Source organism: Mycobacterium sp. 1245801.1, from assembly GCF_001673055.1.
GTDB classification, from domain to species: Bacteria; Actinomycetota; Actinomycetes; order Mycobacteriales; family Mycobacteriaceae; genus Mycobacterium; species Mycobacterium europaeum_A.
In genome coordinates, this window is the sequence record NZ_LZKY01000101.1 from 1 (window position 1) to 19,576 (window position 19,576).

The 19,576-nt window shown below is 69.0% G+C and carries 14 protein-coding genes and 2 pseudogenes; 5 read left to right on the plus strand and 11 right to left on the minus strand.

The window, feature by feature from the left end; translation table 11 throughout:
* Positions 1 to 257 precede the first annotated feature (257 nt).
* The 5 genes and pseudogenes from A5622_RS06055 to A5622_RS06075 all read right to left on the minus strand — a co-directional run.
* Positions 258 to 872: pseudogene (locus A5622_RS06055) on the minus strand (alpha-amylase family glycosyl hydrolase); the annotation flags it as partial.
* Between the two features lie 3 nt (positions 873 to 875).
* The gene (gene glgX / locus A5622_RS06060; protein WP_066877308.1) at positions 876 to 3,077 is read right to left on the minus strand and encodes a glycogen debranching protein GlgX; all 2,202 of its coding nucleotides are present in this window, start codon (positions 3,075 to 3,077) and stop codon (positions 876 to 878) included.
* 61 nt (positions 3,078 to 3,138) lie between these two features.
* Complete coding sequence (locus A5622_RS06065) at positions 3,139 to 5,295, minus strand: acyltransferase family protein (protein ID WP_066877310.1); 2,157 nt, start codon at positions 5,293 to 5,295, stop codon at positions 3,139 to 3,141.
* 280 nt (positions 5,296 to 5,575) lie between these two features.
* A pseudogene (gene ripD, locus A5622_RS06070) lies at positions 5,576 to 6,238 on the minus strand (NlpC/P60 family peptidoglycan-binding protein RipD); the annotation flags it as partial.
* Between the two features lie 339 nt (positions 6,239 to 6,577).
* The gene (locus A5622_RS06075) at positions 6,578 to 7,063 is read right to left on the minus strand and encodes a hypothetical protein (protein ID WP_082972110.1); all 486 of its coding nucleotides are present in this window, start codon (positions 7,061 to 7,063) and stop codon (positions 6,578 to 6,580) included.
* A 62-nt stretch (positions 7,064 to 7,125) separates the two neighbouring features.
* Here A5622_RS06075 and A5622_RS06080 point away from each other — a divergent pair, with 62 nt between their 5' ends.
* From A5622_RS06080 to A5622_RS06095, 4 genes are read left to right on the plus strand one after another with little or no spacing between them, the layout of a single operon-like run.
* Positions 7,126 to 8,442: an adenosylmethionine--8-amino-7-oxononanoate transaminase gene (locus A5622_RS06080; RefSeq protein WP_066877314.1), complete on the plus strand. Its 1,317-nt coding sequence runs from the start codon at positions 7,126 to 7,128 to the stop codon at positions 8,440 to 8,442.
* A gap of 4 nt (positions 8,443 to 8,446) precedes the next feature.
* Positions 8,447 to 9,592: an 8-amino-7-oxononanoate synthase gene (locus tag A5622_RS06085; RefSeq protein ID WP_066864171.1), complete on the plus strand. Its 1,146-nt coding sequence runs from the start codon at positions 8,447 to 8,449 to the stop codon at positions 9,590 to 9,592.
* Positions 9,593 to 9,601: 9 nt separating this feature from the next.
* On the plus strand, positions 9,602 to 10,282 hold the full coding sequence (bioD, locus tag A5622_RS06090; RefSeq protein WP_066864168.1) for a dethiobiotin synthase: 681 nt from the start codon (positions 9,602 to 9,604) through the stop codon (positions 10,280 to 10,282).
* Entirely contained in the window at positions 10,282 to 10,788 is a 507-nt protein-coding gene (locus tag A5622_RS06095; protein ID WP_066864163.1) for a 2'-5' RNA ligase family protein, read from the plus strand. The genes bioD and A5622_RS06095 overlap by 1 nt, the downstream gene beginning before the upstream one ends.
* A 53-nt stretch (positions 10,789 to 10,841) precedes the next feature.
* Here A5622_RS06095 and A5622_RS06100 read toward each other — a convergent pair whose 3' ends face one another.
* The 6 genes from A5622_RS06100 to A5622_RS06125 all read right to left on the minus strand — a co-directional run bounded on the left by A5622_RS06100 (position 10,842) and on the right by A5622_RS06125 (position 18,378).
* The gene (locus tag A5622_RS06100; RefSeq protein ID WP_066864160.1) at positions 10,842 to 12,254 is read right to left on the minus strand and encodes a mechanosensitive ion channel domain-containing protein; all 1,413 of its coding nucleotides are present in this window, start codon (positions 12,252 to 12,254) and stop codon (positions 10,842 to 10,844) included.
* Complete coding sequence (locus A5622_RS06105; protein ID WP_066864157.1) at positions 12,251 to 14,431, minus strand: adenylate/guanylate cyclase domain-containing protein; 2,181 nt, start codon at positions 14,429 to 14,431, stop codon at positions 12,251 to 12,253. The genes A5622_RS06100 and A5622_RS06105 overlap by 4 nt, the downstream gene beginning before the upstream one ends.
* Before the next feature lie 81 nt (positions 14,432 to 14,512).
* The gene (locus tag A5622_RS06110) at positions 14,513 to 15,877 is read right to left on the minus strand and encodes a hypothetical protein (protein WP_066864153.1); all 1,365 of its coding nucleotides are present in this window, start codon (positions 15,875 to 15,877) and stop codon (positions 14,513 to 14,515) included.
* On the minus strand, positions 15,874 to 16,236 hold the full coding sequence (locus A5622_RS06115) for a hypothetical protein (RefSeq protein WP_066864150.1): 363 nt from the start codon (positions 16,234 to 16,236) through the stop codon (positions 15,874 to 15,876). Before A5622_RS06115 ends, A5622_RS06110 begins: the two co-directional genes overlap by 4 nt.
* Positions 16,237 to 16,240: 4 nt before the next feature.
* On the minus strand, positions 16,241 to 18,073 hold the full coding sequence (locus A5622_RS06120; RefSeq protein ID WP_066864220.1) for a hypothetical protein: 1,833 nt from the start codon (positions 18,071 to 18,073) through the stop codon (positions 16,241 to 16,243).
* A gap of 113 nt (positions 18,074 to 18,186) precedes the next feature.
* Positions 18,187 to 18,378, minus strand: coding sequence for a hypothetical protein (locus A5622_RS06125; RefSeq protein ID WP_066864147.1), 192 nt, complete (start codon positions 18,376 to 18,378; stop codon positions 18,187 to 18,189).
* Positions 18,379 to 18,513: 135 nt separating this feature from the next.
* On the opposite strand from A5622_RS06125, the gene bioB reads away from it, so the two are divergent.
* Positions 18,514 to 19,551 (plus strand): biotin synthase BioB, encoded by a 1,038-nt coding sequence (gene bioB, locus A5622_RS06130; protein WP_066864144.1) that lies wholly within the window; start codon positions 18,514 to 18,516, stop codon positions 19,549 to 19,551.
* Positions 19,552 to 19,576: the final 25 nt, after the last annotated feature.

Below are 19,576 nucleotides of genomic sequence, written 5' to 3' on the forward strand. Positions count from 1 at the left end.
GTGCACGACCGCCAGCACTACCGGCTGGTCGGCTGGCGCAACGGCGTGTGCGGATACCGTCGTTTCTTCTCGATCACCTCGCTGGCCGGGCTGCGCCAGGAGGACCGCGCGGTCTTCGACGCCACCCACGCCGAGGTCGGCCGGTGGTTCACCGAGGGGCTGGTCGACGGCATCCGCATCGACCACCCCGACGGCCTGTCGGATCCGTGCGGGTACCTGGCGTGGCTGCGCGAACTGACCGGCCCGCAAGCCTGGATCGTGATCGAGAAGAAACGACGGTATCCGCACACGCCGTTGCGCCAGCCGACCAGCCGGTAGTGCTGGCGGTCGTGCACCTCGGGTCCGGTACCCCCCGCGGTGCCGGGCGCGATCGGCAGCGCCAGATCACCCAGCCGCAGCAGGTCCCCGTCGACGGTGAGGTCGGCGGCGTCGTCGTCGGATCCCAGCACCGGCAGCACGATGCGGCCGTCGTCGTCGAGGTCCCAATCGATGTCGAAATACGTTGCGTAGGGCGAGGAACGGCCGTTGCGCAGGACGTCCCACCACCACGGGTTCTGCTGGGGCACGTCGATGCCCACGTGGTTGGGCACGATGTCGACGATCAGGCCCATGCCGCGCTCCCGCGCCGCGGCCGACAACCGCGCCAGGCCGTCGCGGCCGCCGATCTCGGGCGACACCGTCGTCGGGTCGGTGACGTCGTAGCCATGGCTGGACCCAGGCGCCGCGGTCATGATCGGCGACAGATACAGGTGCGACACCCCGAGGTCGTTCAGGTAGTCGAGCAGGTTTTCCGCGTCGGCGAAAGTGAATGCGAACCCACTGGATTCACCACGTAGTTGCAGCCGGTAGGTGGAGATGACGGGTAAGGCCATGCGTCACTGCGTCTTACGCAAGACCAGCAGCGAGCGTGAGGGCAGCGACACCTTCTCCTCGGCGGTCACCACCTGGTCGGCCCCCTCTTTGCGGCCCGTCGGTTCGTTGGTGTCCAGTTCCACGGTCCACTCTTTCGCATAGTCACTGTTTGGCGTCGCGAACTCCACCGGCTCTTCACCGGCGTTGAAACACAACAGAAATGAGTCGTCAACGACCCGTTCACCGCGCGCGTTGGGTGCACTGATGGCCTCGCCGTTGAGGAACACCGCCACGCACTTGTGAATGCTTTCGCCCCAATCCTCGTGCGTCATCTCGCGGCTGCTCGGATTCAGCCAGGCGATGTCGCGCACCTCGTCGCCGCTGCGGATGGGCTCGCCCTCGAAGAACCGGCGCCGCCGAAACACCGGGTGCCGCTTGCGCAGCGTGCTCACCCGGCGGGCGAACTTCAGCAGGTCGGCGTTCTTGTCGACCAAAGACCAATCCATCCAAGACAATTCGGAGTCCTGGCAGTACACGTTGTTGTTGCCGTTCTGGGTGCGGCCGAACTCGTCGCCATGGGCGATCATCGGCGTGCCCTGGCTGAGCATCAGCGTCGCCCAGAAGTTGCGCATCTGGCGGCAGCGCAGCTCGGTGATGTCGGGGTCGTCGGTGGGGCCTTCGACGCCGCAGTTCCACGATCGGTTGTGGCTCTCGCCGTCCCGGTTGTCCTCCCCGTTGGCCATATTGTGCTTCTCGTTGTAGGACACCAGGTCGTTCAGGGTGAACCCGTCGTGCGCGGTGACGAAGTTGATGCTGGCGCTGGGACGCCGGCCGGTCGCCTCATACAGGTCCGACGACCCGGTCAGCCGGGAAGCGAACTCGCCCAGGGTTGCGGGCTCGCCCCGCCAGTAATCGCGCACAGTATCGCGATACTTCCCGTTCCACTCGGTCCACAAACCCGGGAAATTTCCGACTTGATAACCGCCCTCGCCGACATCCCACGGTTCGGCGATCAATTTGACCTGGCTGACGATCGGATCCTGCTGCACCAGATCGAAGAACGCGCTCAACCGGTCGACGTCGTGCAGCTCGCGGGCCAACGTGGCGGCCAGATCGAAGCGGAACCCGTCGACGTGCATCTCGGTCACCCAGTAGCGCAGCGAATCCATGATCAGCTGCAGCACGTGCGGGTGGCGCGGGTTGAGGCTGTTGCCGGTACCGGTGTAGTCCTTGTACCGCCGCAGGTCGGTGTCGACGAGCCGGTAGTAGGCGGCGTTGTCGATGCCGCGGAAGTTGATGGTCGGCCCCAGGTGATTGCCCTCGGCGGTGTGGTTGTACACCACGTCGAGGATCACCTCGATGCCGGCTTCGTGGAAGCTGCGCACCATCGACTTGAACTCCGCGACGGACGACGTGCGGTTGGCCGCGTACTGATTGTGGGGCGCGAAATAGCCGAAAGTGTTGTAGCCCCAGTAGTTTCGCAGACCCAGGTCCAGCAGCCGCTGGTCGTGCATGAACTGGTGCACCGGCATCAGCTCGATGGCGGTGACCCGCAGCGAGTGGAGGTGATCGATGATCGCCGGGTGGGCCAGCCCGGCATAAGTGCCCCGCAGCTCCTCGGGGACGCTGGGATGGGTCTGCGTCATCCCTTTGACGTGGGCCTCGTAGATGACGGTCTCGTGATACGGGGTCAGCGGCGCGCGGTCGGATCCCCAGTCGAAGAACGGATTGCTCACCACGCTGGTCATGGTGTGGCCCAGCGAATCGACCATCGGCGGAATCCCCGGGTCGAGCCCGTCGGCGTTGGGACCGTTCGGGTTGACGGCCTTCAGGTCGTAGGAGAACAGCGCCTGACCGAAGGTGAAGTCGCCGTGAAAAGCCTTGCCGTACGGGTCGAGCAGCAGCTTGCTGGGGTCACACCGGTGACCGGCCGCCGGCTCGAACGGGCCGTAGACGCGAAAGCCGTAGCGCTGTCCGGGTGTGATGTTCGGCAGATAAGCGTGCCAGACGAATCCGTCCACCTCGTCCAAGGGAATCCGCGACTCGCTGCCGCGATGGTCGATCAGGCACAGCTCGACCTTCTCGGCGATTTCGGAGAACAACGAGAAGTTGGTCCCCGCGCCGTCGTAGGAGGCGCCGAGCGGATAAGGGTTTCCCGGCCACACGGTGGCCAGCTTGGGTTGGTGGTTACCGCCTGGTTCTGAAGCGGGACTGTTGGTTGACACCTATCGACCTTATCCGCGCGCGGTTGCCCCCACCCGCGTTAGCGGCCAGGAGTAAGGCGGGTCACCACCAGCCGGTGGCCTCGGCGATCTGGCGGCCCAGTTCGGGCGCCATGGTCCGCACATAGGTGGGCGAGAGGTGGTGGGCGCCGTGATAGATCAGGATGTTTCCCTCGACTGGGCGGCACACGTCGGCGCGGCAGATCGCGTCGGTCATGTCGAGCACCTTGAGCTGCGGGAATTGCGTGACGAAGTCCAGCGTCTGGTTGCGGTCGGAGAGCATGTCGGAACGCTTGATGGCGCAGGACTGCGGGGTGCCGTTGCGTTTGGCGAGGCAGTCCGCCGGGTCGAACGGCTGGCCGTTCTTCACCAGCCACGGCGTGTCCCGCATCCCGAGAATCGGAATGTTGTTGTCGGACAACGTCTGCCAGATGCCGATATAGGTGGCGGGCATCACGTCGCCGGACTTGATGTTCCACGGCCGGGTGGTGGTGGTGAACACGTAATCGGGCCGGTCGGTGACCAGTTTGGTCATCGTTCGCTGCACCCACTCCCGACATTGCGGGTAGGGGGCGTTGTTGCCCATGATCAGCGGGACCTGCTCGGTCGACAGGGGACAGCCCATCTTCAGATACGTCACGACCTTGAAGTGGTGCAACTTGCCCAGGATGTCCAGCGCGGGCAACCAGTGTTCGGCGTGTGACCCGCCCGCCAGCGCGATGGTCCGGTCGGCGGCCACATCGCCGTAGGTGCAGGTGACCACCGCGGGGTTGACGAAGTCGCTGATGCAGCCGTCCCGGGTCGAGGCGGGCAGGTCCTGCTTGACCTCTAAGACGGTGGGCCGCATGGGCAGAGCGGGCACCCGCACGCGTTCGGTGAGGGCGCGGGCGCCGGGATAGTCCTGCGGGTTGAGGACGCTGAGCTCCTTGCCGGCCGACCGCAGGACGGTGACGTGCTGGCGCCAGGTGAACGAGGTCGCCGTCAGGGTCACGCCCAGCAGCACGACCGCCGATCCCAGCGCCATCGTCGGCCGGGCCAGGCGCGTCGCCCACGGAATCGCCGGCGCGGCGGCCGGCTTCGAAGAGGCGCGGTAGCGCAACGGATCCTCGACGAGCCGGTTGGTCAGATAGGCCAGCACCCCCGACACCAGCAGCAGCACCGCGCCTTCGACGAAACTGGCGTGCTTGTGACCGCTGTAGGACAGCCAGAAGATCAGCAGCGGCCAGTGCCACAGGTAGAGCGCGTACGCCATGGCGCCCAGCTCCACCAGGGGCCGCGTCGCCAGCAGCCGGTTGGGCAGCGGCAGCCGGCCACCGGCGCCGCTCTGCAGGTTGGCTCCGACCAGGATCATCAGCATGGCGGCGCCGACCGGCACCAGCGCCCACGGGCCGGGGAACTCCTGCACGCCGTCGATCAGCGCCCCGCAGGACAGCACCGCGCCCAGCGCGACGGTGGCCAGCACCGTCCGCAACCACATGGGCCAGTGGACGCGGGTCACCAGCGCGCCGACCAGCGCGCCCAGCAACAACTCCCAGCCCCGCGCAAAGCTGTTGTAGTAGGCGGCCGCCTGGTCCTGCTGATGGGCGATGATCGCGTAGACGAATGAGGCCACCGTCAACGCGGACAGGACCACCACGAGCGCGATCCGCAGCCGGGCCGCGCGCCGGAACAGCAGGGCCAGCCCGGCGATCAACAGCAGGAAGCTGACGTAGAACTGGCCCTGCACCGACATCGACCAGATGTGCTGCAAGGGGCTGACGGCCTCGCCCGCCCGCAGGTAGTCCGAGGCGGTGTTGGCCAGCTCCCAGTTCTGGTAGTAGCCCAGGCTGGCCAGGCTCTGGTCGGCGAAGGTCTCCCAGCGGGTCTCCGGTTGCACCAGGATGGTCAGCACCGCGCACCCGGCCAGCACCACGACCAGCGCGGGAACCAGCCGCCGGACGAGCCGGACCACCTCGGCCACCGGCGACAGCGGCACGGCCGGGTTCAGCGCGGTGCGGATGATCTTGCCGCCGAAGAAGAATCCGGACAGCGCCAGGAACACGTCCACGCCGCCGGAGACCCGGCCGAACCAGATATGGAAGACGGCGACCAGGGCGATGGCGATGCCACGCAGGCCGTCGAGGTCGTAGCGATAGAACCCCTGGGACCCCGTTTTGCGCGCTCCCGTCGCGACCGGATCGGCGGTGGCGTCCGGTGCAGGAGACGGTGGCGGGGTCGGCATGATCGCCAGTTAATTTACCGAAAACCCGCCACGAGCTCCCGACAGCTCGCGGCGGCGAGGCCGCTCAGCGGGGCGGGGAAGCCAGTGGCGGGTGTCGGACGGCCAACACACGGCCCGGAAATTACCTGCCGATGCCGGCGCCGGTCGGCTGCAACGGCGTCTGCTGGGCCGGCAGCTGCACAGGCGCCTGCTGGAACGGCGACTGCTGCAGCGGCGCCTGCTGCGTCGGGGCTTGTTGCAGCGGGGCCTGCTGGGTGGGCAGCTGTTGCGGGCTCTGCTGGTAGGGCGACTGCTGCAGCGGGGCCTGCTGACCGGGCAGCTGTTGGGGGGCCTGTTGGTAGGGCGACTGCTGCGCCGGGGCCTGCTGCGTCGGGGCCTGTTGGGCGGGGGCCTGCTGGCCGGGCAGCTGCTGCGGTGCCTGTTGCAGCGGCGTCTGCTGCGCCGGCGTGGCGCCGAGCACCCGGACCATGTACGGCGTCATGCCGTTGGCGCGCACCGGGGAGACCTGCACAACGTCGCCGACCTCGAGCATCTGGTTGTTGCCCAGGTACATCGCGACGCTCTGGGTGCCCTCGGGGCCGTAGAAGATCAGGTCACCCTTGCGGGCCTGCTGCGGCAGGATCTTCTGTCCGACCCGGTAGATCGCGCCCGACGACCGGGGCAGCTTGATGCCGGCGCCGGCGTAGGCGTACTGCATCAGCCCGGAGGCGTCGAAACCGACGGTGTTGATGCCGGTGCCGGTGCCGCGGGTGGGGCCGTTGATGCCGCCACCGGCCCAGGAGAACGGCACACCGCGCTGCGACAGACCGCGGGCGATCACCACATCGGTGGCCTGCTGGTAGTCCATCGATCTGGCGCCCGGGTCGGCGGTCGCGATGGTGGGAGCCACCATCGGCGCCCCGAGCAGGGCCAAACCGATCGCGAAGGCGTAGATGCGTTTCATTTTTGTGGCCTTTCCCTGGCCTCTCCAGGCGCTCAATGGGCCTCGACGCGGTGACCTCGCGCGTCCGCCCCCGGTTCATGAACCGAGCGGCGGCCTCCACGCTGGGGCCGACGCCGTCCATGGCACTTGCGAAGTGACTCAGCGGTCGCCCGCTGATTCACATCAGTCACACAAGCCACTTTGACAACAGATGGTGTTAGCCGCCAGGCCCAGGCGGGATTTTTTGTCGTACCGTGACCGGACGGTGACAGGAGCACCGAATTCCGTATGCGCAGTTGTGATTTCGGTCTCAGTCGGCGACGAAGCCGCGCGCCGGGGCCGGCGGGACCAGCCGGGTGATCAGAGCCAGTAGCGTTCGCTGAACATCGTCAGCAGCGACCCGGCCACCGAGCTGACCATGACCAGCGCCAGCGCCAGCACCGGCCAGAAGGACATGTACCAGCCCTTCAGGATCGAGACGACCGGGCCGACGACGGCGGCGGTGATGGCCGCGCCGATGCCCCCCCACACCACCGGGTGGATGTAGAGGTCCAGGCCGTAGGGGACCGGCCCGCAGGTCTCGTCCTCGCAGACGTTCGCCAGAAAGCCGAAAAGCCGCGTCGGCCAGGTGGTCGCCGTGGCCAGCACGGCGAGCAGGACCAGGAGCACGACCGTGCAGATGATGTCCCAGGGCGCCACCCGCACCCGCAACACGCGGGGCCCTGCGGCGGTTTCGGCGTCGTAGTCCACCAGCGGGTAGTGCGTGTCCCTGGACCAGCCCGGCCCGAGCGCGGGGTCGGCCTCGGGTCCCGGCGCTGCGCCCTCGGACTGCTGCGACGTGGCCATGCTGTCCCATGCTTCCCGACGTCGCAGTTTTGCGCGAATCGGCTGCTTTACCCTCGATCACTATGCCGGCGGCGAAGGCCGGGCTGACGCCCGAGCAGATCAGCGCGATCGACGCCGCGCACCTGTGGCACCCGTACAGCACCATCGGCGCCGAGTCCGTCGCGCCCGTGGTCGCGGTCGGTGCCCGCGGCGCCAAGCTCACCCTGATCCGCGACGGCGAGCCGGTCGAGGCGCTCGACGCCATGAGCTCCTGGTGGACCGCCATCCACGGGCACGGCCACCCGGTGCTGGACGCGGCCCTCACGGCCCAGCTCGGCGCGATGAACCACGTCATGTTCGGCGGGCTGACGCATGAACCCGCGGCGCGGCTGGCCCAGTTGCTGGTGGACATCACCCCGGCGGAGCTGCAGACGGTGTTCTTCAGCGACTCCGGCTCGGTGTCGGTGGAGGTGGCGGTGAAGATGGCGCTGCAGTACTGGCGCAGCCGCGATCGGCCCGGCAAGCACCGGCTGATGACCTGGCGCGGCGGCTACCACGGCGACACCTTCACCCCGATGAGCGTCTGCGACCCCGACGGCGGCATGCACTCGCTGTGGACCGACATCCTGGCCCGGCAGGTGTTCGCCCCGCAGGTGCCCCGCGATTACGACCCCGCCTACAGCGCGGCGTTCGAGGAACAGCTGGCCGGCCACGCCGCCGAACTGGCCGCGGTCGTCGTCGAGCCGGTCGTCCAGGGCGCCGGCGGCATGCGCTTCCACGACCCGCAATACCTGCGCGACCTGCGCGACATCTGTCGACGGCACGACGTGCTGCTCATCTTCGACGAGATCGCCACCGGCTTCGGGCGCACCGGCGAACTCTTCGCGGCCGACCACGCGGGGGTGAGCCCGGACATCATGTGCGTCGGCAAGGCGCTGACCGGGGGATACCTCACCCTGGCCGCCACCTTGTGCACCGCCGACATCGCCCACACCATCAGCGCGGGTGAGGCGGGAGCGCTGATGCACGGCCCCACGTTCATGGCCAACGCGCTGGCCTGCGCTGTGTCGGTGGCCAGCGTCGAGATGCTGCTCGGGCAGGACTGGCGGTCGCGGGTCGCCGAGATCGGCGCCGGGCTGGCGGCCGGTCTCGAGCCCGCCCGGGCGCTGCCGGGCGTGCGCGACGTGCGGGTGCGCGGCGCCATCGGCGTCATCGAATGCGAGCGGCCGGTCGACCTGGCCGTCGCCACCCCGGCGGCCCTGGATCACGGCGTCTGGCTGCGCCCGTTTCGCAACCTGGTCTACGCCATGCCGCCCTACATCTGCACGCCCCGCGAGATCGCGCAGATCACCTCGGCGATGGTCGAGGTGGCGACGCGAACGGGCTCTCGTAGGCTCTAGGGCGATGAAGGCACCCATCGAGGTCTCCCCGCTGGCCTGGCTGGAGGCGGTGGAACGGCAGCGCCGCGAGGCCGGGCTGCGCCGCGCGCTGCGGCCGCGTCCGGCCGTCGCCACCGAGCTGGACCTGGCCTCCAACGACTACCTCGGGCTGTCGCAGCATCCCGACGTGATCGACGGCGGCGTCGCCGCGCTGCGCATGTGGGGCGCCGGTGCCACCGGATCCCGGCTGGTCACCGGCGACACCGAACTGCACCAGCAGTTCGAGGCCGAGCTGGCCGATTACGTGGGCGCGGAGTCGGGCCTGCTGTTCTCCTCCGGATACGCGGCCAACCTGGGTGCCGTCGTCGGGTTGTCGGGCCGGGGTTCACTGCTGGTCTCCGATGAGCTCTCGCACGCGTCGCTGGTGGACGCCTGCCGGCTGTCGCGGGCGCGGGTGGCGGTGACGCCGCACCGCGACGTCGGCGCCGTGGCGGCCGCGCTGCAGACGCGCGCCGAGGAGCGCGCGGTCGTCATCACCGAGTCCGTGTTTTCCACCGACGGCGCGCTGGCGCCGCTGCGCGAATTGCACGAGGTGTGCCGCGCGCACGGCGCCCTGCTCATCGTCGACGAGGCGCACGGCCTGGGCGTGCGCGGCGGCGGGCGCGGGCTGCTGCACGAGGCCGGCCTGGCCGGGGCGCCCGACGTGGTGATGACCACCACGCTGTCCAAGGCGCTGGGCAGCCAGGGCGGCGCGGTGCTGGGGCCGGCGTCGGTGCGGGCGCATCTCATCGACGCGGCGCGCACGTTCATCTTCGACACCGGCCTGGCCCCGGCGGCGGTGGGCGCCGCGCGGGCCGCGCTGGGTGTGCTGCGGTCCGAACCCTGGCGCCCGGACGCGGTGTTGCGCCACGCCGCCATGCTCGCCGAGGTCTGCGGGGTGGCCGAGGTGCCGCAATCGGCGGTGGTCTCGGTGATCCTGGGCGACCCGGACGTCGCGGTGGCCGCCGCGACCGCCTGCCTCGACGCCGGCGTGCGGGTGGGATGCTTCCGCCCCCCGACCGTGCCCGCCGGGACGTCGCGGCTGCGGCTGACCGCGCGCGCGTCGCTGGACGACGCCGAGCTCGAGGTCGCGCGCAGGGTGCTCTCCGATGTGCTCGCCGAGCTGGGTTGAGGCACACCGGTGACGGTTCTGGTCGTCACCGGCACCGACACCGGGGTCGGCAAGACGGTCGTCACCGCCGCGCTGGCCTGTCACGCCCGTCAGGCCGGCATCGACGTGGCGGTGTGCAAGCCGGTCCAGACCGGCGTCGACGCCGGCGACGACGACCTCGCCGAGGTGGCCCGGCTATCCGGGGTGACGCAGCTGGCGGGGTTGGGCCGCTATCCGCTGCCGATGGCGCCGGTGGCCGCCGCCGAGGCGGCCGGAATGCCGCTGCCCACCCGCGAGCAGCTGCTGGCGCTCATCGGTGAGCTGGACCGGCCGGGGCGGCTCACATTGGTCGAGGGGGCCGGGGGACTGCTGGTCGAGCTCGGCGAAAACGGTGTCACCGCACGCGATCTCGCCGTCGCGCTGGGCGCCGCGGTGCTGGTCGTGGTCGGGCCGTCGTTGGGTACGCTCAACCACACCGCGCTGACCCTGGAATCGCTTGCCGCGCATCATGTTTCGTGCGCTGGTCTGGTCATCGGCAGCTGGCCCCGGCGGCCCGGCGTGGTGGAGACGACGAATCGGTCCGCGCTGGCCCGGCTGGCCGCGGTGCGCGCCGCGCTGCCCGAAGGGGCCGCAGCGCTGGACGCCGCCGACTTTGCGGCGCTGTGCACCCAGGCTTTCGACCGCGACTGGGTCGCCGCGCTGGTCGGCTGATGGTCGGATCCGTCGAGCTGGTCTTCGACCGCGACACCGAGGCGGCGATCCGCAACATCTGGGAGGCGCTGGCCGCGGCGGGGATACCAAGTCAGGCCCCGGCCAGCCGGCCGCACGTGACCCTGGCCGTGGCCGAAGGCATCGCGCCCGACGTCGACGAGCCGCTGCGCGCGGTGAGCGAACGGCTGCCGCTGCCCTGCGTCATCGGTGCACCGGTGTTATTCGGCCGCGCCAGTGCGGTTTTCGCGCGGCTGGTGGTGCCGACCGAAGAGCTGTTGGCCCTGCACGCCGAGGTGCACCGCTGCTGCGGGCCGCATTTGAGGCCGGGACCGATGCCCAACAGCCTGCCCGGCCAGTGGACCGCGCACGTCACCATGGCACGGCGCGTCGGCGGCGCCCAACTCGGCCGGGCGCTGCGCGTCGCGGGCCGGCCCGCCCAGATCGAGGGCAGCTTCACGGGTTTGCGCCGCTGGGACGGCAACAAGAAGGTCGAGCACCCGATTTAGTGGCGATCGCAAGCGCGGCGGGTCGCCGGGCGCGGCGGGTCGCCACCATCGGATCAGCCGCCCGTCGTCGCGAACTCCGGCGCGATCGCCTGCTGCACCCGGGCGCGCCGCTCGTCGATGGTTCGGCCCAGGTCCTGCAGCAGCAGCGGCTTGCCCGTCACCAGCTGGACCAGGTGATCGCGATTGATCTCCAGCGCGGTCACCTCCCCAATGGCCTGCGCGTCGGCCAGGTTCGGCTGACGGGTCAGCGCGGTCACGCCAAGAAACGAGCCCTCGTCCAGCTCGCCGACCGCGACGGCCGTGCCGTCCGTGGCGGTGGCGGTCAACCGCACGCCGCCCTCGACCAGAAACGTGATCTTGGCGGGCACTCGCCCGGCATGCTCGACGATCTCGTCGGCCCCGTACCGAACGATCCTGGCGTGCGCCACCAACGCCTGCTGGTCCGGTTGGCTGAGCCGCAACGCCGGCGCCACCACCGTGCGCAGCGCCTTCTCGACACGCTCGGTCGTCGAGATGTCATCCTGGGCGCCGTCGAGGTGCAGGCCCTCGCGCCGCGCCGCGTACCACAGCCAGCGCAGAAACGCGGCCTGCGCGGCGGAGTCCTCCGCCGGCGACTTCAGCCCGACGGTCACCCGGTACTCGGCGGCCCCGGCGGGCACCGCCGTCGCCACGGCGTTGGGCCTGCGTTGCGGCAGTGCGTTGGCGACCCGCTCCAGCAGCGCGCACACCCGATCCGGCGGATCGATCTCGGAAAACGTTGTGGTGATGGCTAATTGGTGCGCACCGGCCGGGCGGCTGAGATTGGTGAACGAGGTGGTGGCCAGCACCGAGTTCGGCGTGATCTGCAGGCCGTGGCCGGACTGGATGTGCACGGAACGCCAGTTCGCCTCCACGATGCGGCCCCGGGCCGACGGGGTGTCGAGCCAATCGCCGATCCGGAACGGCTGCTCGAACAGCATGAACAGGCCCGACACGATCTGACCGACGGAATTCTGCAGCATCAGACCGATGACCACCGACGTCACGCCCAGCGCGGTGAAAAGGCCGCCGACGCGCACGCCCCAGACGTAGGAGAAGATGACCGCCAGACCCACCCCGATCAGCACGAACCGGGTCACGTCGAGGAAGATGCCCGGGATTCGCTGGCGCCAGGACCCCTGCGGTGCGCCCTCGAAAACCGTTGCGTTGAGCCCGGACAGCAGCAGCACCAGCACCACGAACCCGAACACCGTGGCGAGCACCCGAACCGACGTGAACTGGGCCGGCATCCTGGCCACGTTCACCAGCAACACCAACAGGGCGCCCAGCGGAATCAGGTAACTGCGCAGCAGCAGGACGGGCCGCGCCAGCGGACTGTTCTTGCGCAGGAGGCTCTGATGCCACTCGGTCAGGGCGATCAGCAGCAGCGGCAGACCGAATACCACCCCGGCGGCCCAGTAAAGCGATGACGAGTCGAAGGTTCTCACTGCCCCTGCCCTTCCGACAGTTTCCAGATCTGCTGCTCGACGCCGCCGACCGTGATGGTGCCCGCCGGCGTGAACTGACGGATGTCGTGCATCACCTCGTAGACCTGGGCGGTGACATAGATTCCGGATTGTGTTGTGCTGCTGCGGGTTTGATGGGCCAGGTTGACCGCTGCGCCCCACATGTCGTAGACCACGCTGGATCGCCCGACCAGCCCGCTGATCACGTTGCCGGTGTTGATGCCCGCCCGCAGGGCCAGGTGGTAGCCCGTCTTGCTGTTGAAGCGCGCGATGATGTCGCGCATCTCGACGGCGAATTCGACGGTGCGGTGCACGCTGTCCAGGCGGGGGAAGTTCAGGCCGCAGCTGGCCAGGTAGCCGTTGTGCAGCGTGCGAATCGGTTCGATGCCCAGGGATTCCGCGGCCGAATCGAGCTCGCGGACCAGCTCGTCGACGATGCCCACCAACTCGCGGCCGGACAGCTTGCCCGAGATGTCATCGAGGCCGACGATGTCGGCGAAGATGACCGTGACGTCCTGGTGCTCCTGGGCGATGGTCTGCTCACCCTCGCGGTAGCGCCGGGCCACCGGTTCGGGCATCAGCGAGGCGAGCAGCCGGTCGTTCTCCTTGCGCTGTTCGTTGAGCAGTTCTTCCTTGATCTGCAGGTTGCGGCTCATCTCGTTGAAAGCGGCCATCAGCTCGCCGATTTCGTCGCGTGAGGTGACCGGGATCGAGACGTCGTAGTTGCCGGCGCCGATCTCCCGGGCGCCGGCCTGCAACCTGCGGATGGGCCGCACGAATATCTGGGCGACCAGCAGCGCGGCCACGCAGATGACGAAAACCATTGCGGTAGTGGTCAATATCAGTGTCTGGGTGAGCGACGCCACCCGGGCGTTGGCCTCGGAGGTTTCCCGGGTGGCCACGATCGACCAGTGCAGGTCGGAATTCGGCAGGGACAGCGGGGCGTAGGACGCGAGCTCACGTTGGCCCAGATAGCCGGTGTCGGTCACCGTTCCGGTCTCACCGCGCTGCGCTGCGCGCACGGCCGTGGTGGCCACGGGCTGGACCAGGGTGGTGCCGCCCCATCTGATCGCGGTGTCGACGGTCTCGCGCCGGGCACCGGCGGCCAGCGCCTCTCGCCGGTATCGCTGCGGGTCCTCGATGAATAGCCGTGAATCGGAACGCATCAGGTTGTCCGGCCCCGCGAGATAGGTCTCGGCGGTCTGGCCCATGCCCGCGGCGCGCCACTGCTTGTCGGCGGTCATGATCCGGTTCACCTTTGCGATCGGCAGCGGCAGCGCCAGCACCCCGGCCGGTCTGCCGGGTGGGCCGATCGGTGCGACCAACCAGGCGATGGGCTGGCCGAGTTGTGGCTGATACGGCTGAAAGTCGGTGATCCACACGAAGTTCACCGAGTTCGCGGCCATCGCCTTCTCGTAGGCGTCGCGCAGATTGGACTGGCGATACGGGCCGGTGAGCACGTTGGTGCCCAGCGAGGCGCTTTTCCGGACGGTGTAGACGACATTGCCGCGGGTGTCCAGCAGCAGCGCGTCGCGGTATTCGAAGCGGGTGGCGATCTCGCGGAAGTAGTCGTTGAAGCGGGCGTTGGCCGCCGACCAGGCGCTGCCGTCGCCGGCGTCGTCGGGCGCGGACCCGTTCGAAGACCCGTGCGCCGCAACGGTGTAGTGCGCCTGCAGATAGCGCTGTGAGTTGTTGCTGGGCAGCACCGCATCCAGGGCGAGCCTGTTTCCGGTGTCGCGCTCCAACGGTTTGATCAGCCGCTCGGTGTAGAAATCCACCAGCGCCCGCTGCTGGCCGGGGTCGACGGGCGCGTTGGCCAGCTGGTCGAAGCCGGCCGTGAAGGCCTGCACCGCCTCCAGCGCGGTGGTGCCCCGGCTGTAGACGACCAGCGAATCCGACAGGTCCGAGAACAGCGTCTCGATCGCGCGTTTCTGCGCCTCGCGCAACTGCGTCATCCGCTCGGACGCCGCGGGCAACAACGCGTTGCGCGCGGCGACGTACTCGACGGTCCCGATCACGCCCAGCGACGCCAGGCTGGACACCAGCAGCATCAGCATCACCTTGGACTGAATGCTGATCCAGGACAGCGCGCGCGGGGGACGCATCTTTTTCCGGCCCGGGTCCTGCTCGGCCGCGGGGATCGACTCGGTGGGCCGCATCAACCGACCCGGCGTGGACTCGGCCCCCGACGCCGCGGCGCGGCTTCTTCCGACGGCGTGAGGTAGCGCACGCCCGGACGCCTACCCCCCGAAGAGCAGATACAAACCGGTGAAGGTGTAGCCGACCATCACCAGCATCATCGTCAGCTGCCCGGTGAGCTGATGGCCGGCGGGCAGCAGCCGCAGCGCCTTGTCGTGGGCCGCGATCACCGCGACGATGTGCCCGGTGACCACGCAGGTCACCTTCACCGCGGCGAGTACCGGCGGGTGCATGGACAACACGTACGCCACATGCAGGTGCGCCAGGCCGAGCAGGTTCCAGCCGTGGCCGAACGGGTCGGCCAGCGCGAACACCGCCTGCTGTCCGCGCTCCACCAGGTAGGACAGGTAGTGCGCGAAGATGTAGCCCACCACGATCGGGATCAGCGAATGCGCCATCTGGCCGGGCAATTCGCGACGCTGCTCTGCGCCGACGCCGCCGGTGGCGCGCGCGGCGAGCGAAAAGGTCACCGCCACAACGCAAATGAAGACGATCAGCCCGACGGTACGCAGCATCGACGACGCCAGTGTGGGGGGCGCGCCGAATTCGCGGGTGAGCTGATCGGAGAAGCCGCGCCACGTCGGCGACGACGAGAAGCTGTCGAACGCCGTCGAGCCCAGCAGCACCGCCAGCAGGACCACCACGCCGGGCCGCACCGGCAGCGACGGCAGATGGTCGAGCGGGTTTCCGACGACGATCCGCCGCGTCTCCGGGTTGCGGCGAAACGGCGAGAGCCGGGAGACGGCCACGCTGTACACGCCGAAGGGATCGGCGCGGGCCAGCCAGCGCTGTCCGCACAGCCACGCGCCGACCAACATCAGCACGGCATAGCAGGCGATCCACGTCCTGACCCAGGGCAGCGACGCCGGGTTCGGGCTGGCCAGCTCCATCCAGACGAAGGCGAACAGGCCGAACGCGGCGGGTCGATAGCCCCAGCCTTCCGGGTAGGACAGCCGCGGTCGGCCGAGCCGTTCCGGGGTGACGCGCCGCAGCAGCAGATACATCGTGCGCATCGGCGAAATCACCCGCCACACCGGCCCGATGATCAGCGACACCGCCACCAGCCCGACCCACAGCAGCACGTAGAACGCGCCGAGCAGCCCGTTGGCCTCCGATTCGGGACCCCATACCCCGGCGGCCACCACCCAGGCCGCGAACGCCAGGGCCAGCCCGGCCGCGAACCCCCGCGCCACCCGGGAGTCGACGAAGGTCGTCAGCGCCGTCGGTAGGGGCCGGCCCGGCTTGAGCGGATCGAACCGCGGCCGGCGCCAGGCGAACGCCACGAGGGCGAAGGTGAACGTCAAGGCCCATGCCGCCCCGACCATCGCGTAGGCATAGGGCACCGGGAGATCACCCGAACCACCGAGCCCGTGCGCGAGCACCACCGCCGCGGCGGCGGAGCTCACGGCTGCACTTGGATGGTCGCGATGGTGCGGTCCAGATGATGCAGCTCCACCGCGACGTTGCCCGGCACGTCGACGGCGAATCCGAACGTCTGGTTGGGGGCGGCCTGGACCGCGAACTTGTGATCGGGCGTCGAATGCACGTGCAGCTCGTCGGTGGCGTCGCTGGTCACGTGCAGGGTGATCTGCTGATGCACCTTGGCCTGCAGCGTGGCGTTGGTCGGGGTGACCTGACCGTGGGCGATGGTCACGTCGACGGTCAGCGGTGCCGCCGGCGACTTGTCAGCCGAACCACCGCAGCCGACCAGGCCGCACACCAGCGCCGCCGCCCATGCCGTGCTGAGGGTGCCGCGAAGCGTCATGGGTTCATGCCGCCCGCGGGATCGGCTGCTTGTCTTCCACCGGTTCCGGCTCGGCCAGGGAGTTGTTGAGCCGGCCGGCGCCCCAGGTCAAGCCGGCGATCACCATGAGCGTCAGGAACAGCACCACGATCCCACCAGCGGTGAACAACCAGGCGGGTGCGCTTTGGTCGCGTTCACGCTGCAGGATGGTGACTTCCAGGACGAACGGCCGCGTGCTCGACGTCAGCGCGGGGACCTCTGGGGCCGGGATGGCGGCGTCCGCCGGTTCCCAAATCGGCACGGCCGTCATCGTGCGGCCGTCCTGGACCCGCAGCAGGGTCTTCCAGTCGCCCCACACCGGAACCGGCTGGGTGGAGCGGTAGTGCCCCGGCCCGACCTTGGCGAGCCGGTCGATGATCAGGCCGCGGTCGTTATTCATGCGGCCCTGCCAGGACAGGATCGTCAGCCAGTCCGGATTGTCGCTGACCATGTCGGCGGGCAGGAGTTGGACGTCGGCCGACACCATGCGCTGCCCCGGGGCGCTGGGCAGGTCGGTCAACGTGATGGTGGCGTTGTTCTTGCTCGGCACCAGGATGTGCAGGCCGTTGGCCACCGCGCCGCCGATCACCAGGACCGTGGCCACCACCACCGAGATCCCGATGGCGCGCCCGGGGAGGCGCTGTCCGGTGAGCACCATGCCGAACATGGCGCCACACATACCCATCAGGACCGCAACCGGCACGGCCATCGCCAGGGCCTCGCCCCACATGCTGATCGGCCAGGGGTAGTGGTAGACCGCCGCGATCCACAGCGACTCCAGCCAGAGCCCGATCGTGCCCACTCCCAGCCCGGCGACCGCGCCGAAGACGACGGGGCGCCTGAACACCGGCGTCAGCGCGATCAACTCGACGGCCAGCGCGGGGCCGAGGTAGAGCGGGAACCAGTTGATCGGGGCGCCGAGTATCGGCCCGACCAGCAGGGCGACGCCGCCGCGCAGGGCGATCGCGAAGACGGCCGCGATGACGGCCGCTCCCCGGCCCATGGTGATGCGGGCGGCGACCGCCGCCAGCGCGGCCGCGCCGGCGATCAGCATCGGTTGGAACACCAGCCGGAATTGCGGGACGCCGAAGTCGAACTCGATCTGATAGACCGACAAGCCGATGAACAAGCCGCCGAAGGACAGGTAGCGCAGGAAGGTGATGAAGGCGCCGTGGTAGACGTCCTCGCCTTCGTCGGTCTCACCCTCGCGCTCCAGCATCAGCACCGCGAACAGCGAAAAACAGGCCCCGCCGATCATCATCAAATGTGTTGGGCCCCAGAGGGTTACATCCTGGCCGAAGATGCGGTGCCAGATGTCGTCGAGCGGGAACCCGATCATCGCGTACAGCCCGCAGCCGGCCATCAGCACGCCGCCCACCGGCGCGTGCCAGTTCCGCGTGATCCGCACCGCGGCCGGGCCGGGCTGGTCGAACGGCAGCACGACCGCCGTCATGCCGCCCAGGAAGATGCCGAACAATCCGATGATGATGAAGTAGTGCGCCGGGTTTGCCAGTGGGCCCGGGTCGCGGCCGTTGCCGATATGCCAGCTGACGTCCCAGATGAACCCGAACAGCGCGCAGATGATCGACGTGGTGAACACCAGGACCGGCAGGGCGACCCAACCGGGGCGGTGGAATTTGTCGCCCACCTTGTCGGCGACCCGGGTCAGCCATTCGATGCGATGGGTGCGGTGGGCGTGGCCCACCCACAGCAACAGCAGCGTGATTACCGCCGCGGCGATGGATAACCCGATCACCTGATTGAGCCCGGCGCCGCGTGCCGGTGCCTCAGCAACAATCGTCAGTTCATTCGACCGCATCGTCGTGCCTCCCAACCGCGCCGGGCTGCCCCGGAGAATCCGACTGAAGTCAACCGCTTATTACTGTCAAGTAGGTTCGTGATTGATTGTTTAATGCCCCGATCCCTGGCTCGTCAATCACGCGTTCTGTCCGGCGTGTCGGCATGGGAGGACTCGGGCTCGGACCCCGTGGTGTTGCGGCCCTCGCGCCGGTCACGCAGTGCGATGTACAGGATCACCCCGACGACGATCACCGCAGGCAGAAACGCCGGCGCCGCCAGCAGCAAGTAGTGGTGCGCCAGGATTTCGACGTGCGGAGTCACCATGGTCGTATACCCATAGGTTGGGCGGGTTCTTCGGCCGTTACCCTACTTTGAACACCTTTTCATTCACCGCTGCCACCACCACGTGGCAGATGTGTCCCCACGCGCGGACACCAGAAAGAGGCAGGGGAGTACCTGGTGACTCAAGCGGCAACTCGACCGACGGCCGATACGGGCAACGACGAGGACATCTTGGCGGTGGCCCGGCAGCAGGTGCTCGAGGACGGCCAGGGACTGCGCCGGGACCAGGTGCTGCGGGTGCTGCAGCTGTCCGACGACCGCCTCGACGAACTGCTGGCGCTGGCCCACGAGGTGCGGATGCGCTGGTGCGGCCCCGAGGTCGAGGTCGAGGGCATCATCAGCCTCAAGACCGGCGGCTGCCCGGAGGACTGTCACTTCTGCTCGCAGTCGGGCCTGTTCGCGTCGCCGGTCCGCAGCGCCCGGCTGGACATCCCCAGCCTGGTCGAGGCCGCCAAGCAGACCGCCAAGTCCGGGGCCACCGAATTCTGCATAGTGGCCGCGGTGCGCGGCCCCGACGAGCGGCTGCTGGCCCAGGTCGCGGCCGGCATCGAAGCGATCCGCAACGAGGTCGAGATCAACATCGCCTGCTCGCTGGGGATGCTGACGGCCGAGCAGGTCGAACAGCTCGCCGAAATGGGCGTGCACCGCTACAACCACAACCTCGAGACCGCCCGCTCGTACTTCACCAACGTCGTGACCACCCACAGCTGGGAGGAGCGTTGGCAGACGCTGTCGATGGTCCGCGACGCCGGCATGGAGGTCTGCTGCGGCGGCATCCTCGGCATGGGCGAGACCCTCGAGCAGCGCGCGGAATTCGCCGCCGAACTGGCCGAACTGGGTCCCGACGAGGTGCCGCTGAACTTCCTCAACCCGCGGCCGGGCACCCCGTTCGGCGACCTGGAGGTGATGCCGGCGAGCGAGGCGCTGAAGTCGGTGGCCGCCTTCCGCCTGGCGCTGCCGCGCACCATGCTGCGGTTCGCCGGTGGCCGCGAGATCACCCTGGGCGACCTGGGCGCCAAGCAGGGCATCCTGGGCGGCATCAACGCCGTCATCGTCGGGAACTACCTGACCACGCTGGGTCGCCCCGCCGAATCCGACCTGGAACTGCTCGACGACCTGCAGATGCCCCTCAAGGGGCTCAACGCCAGCTTGTAGGCCGGCGGCCGCGGCTAGGTTGAAG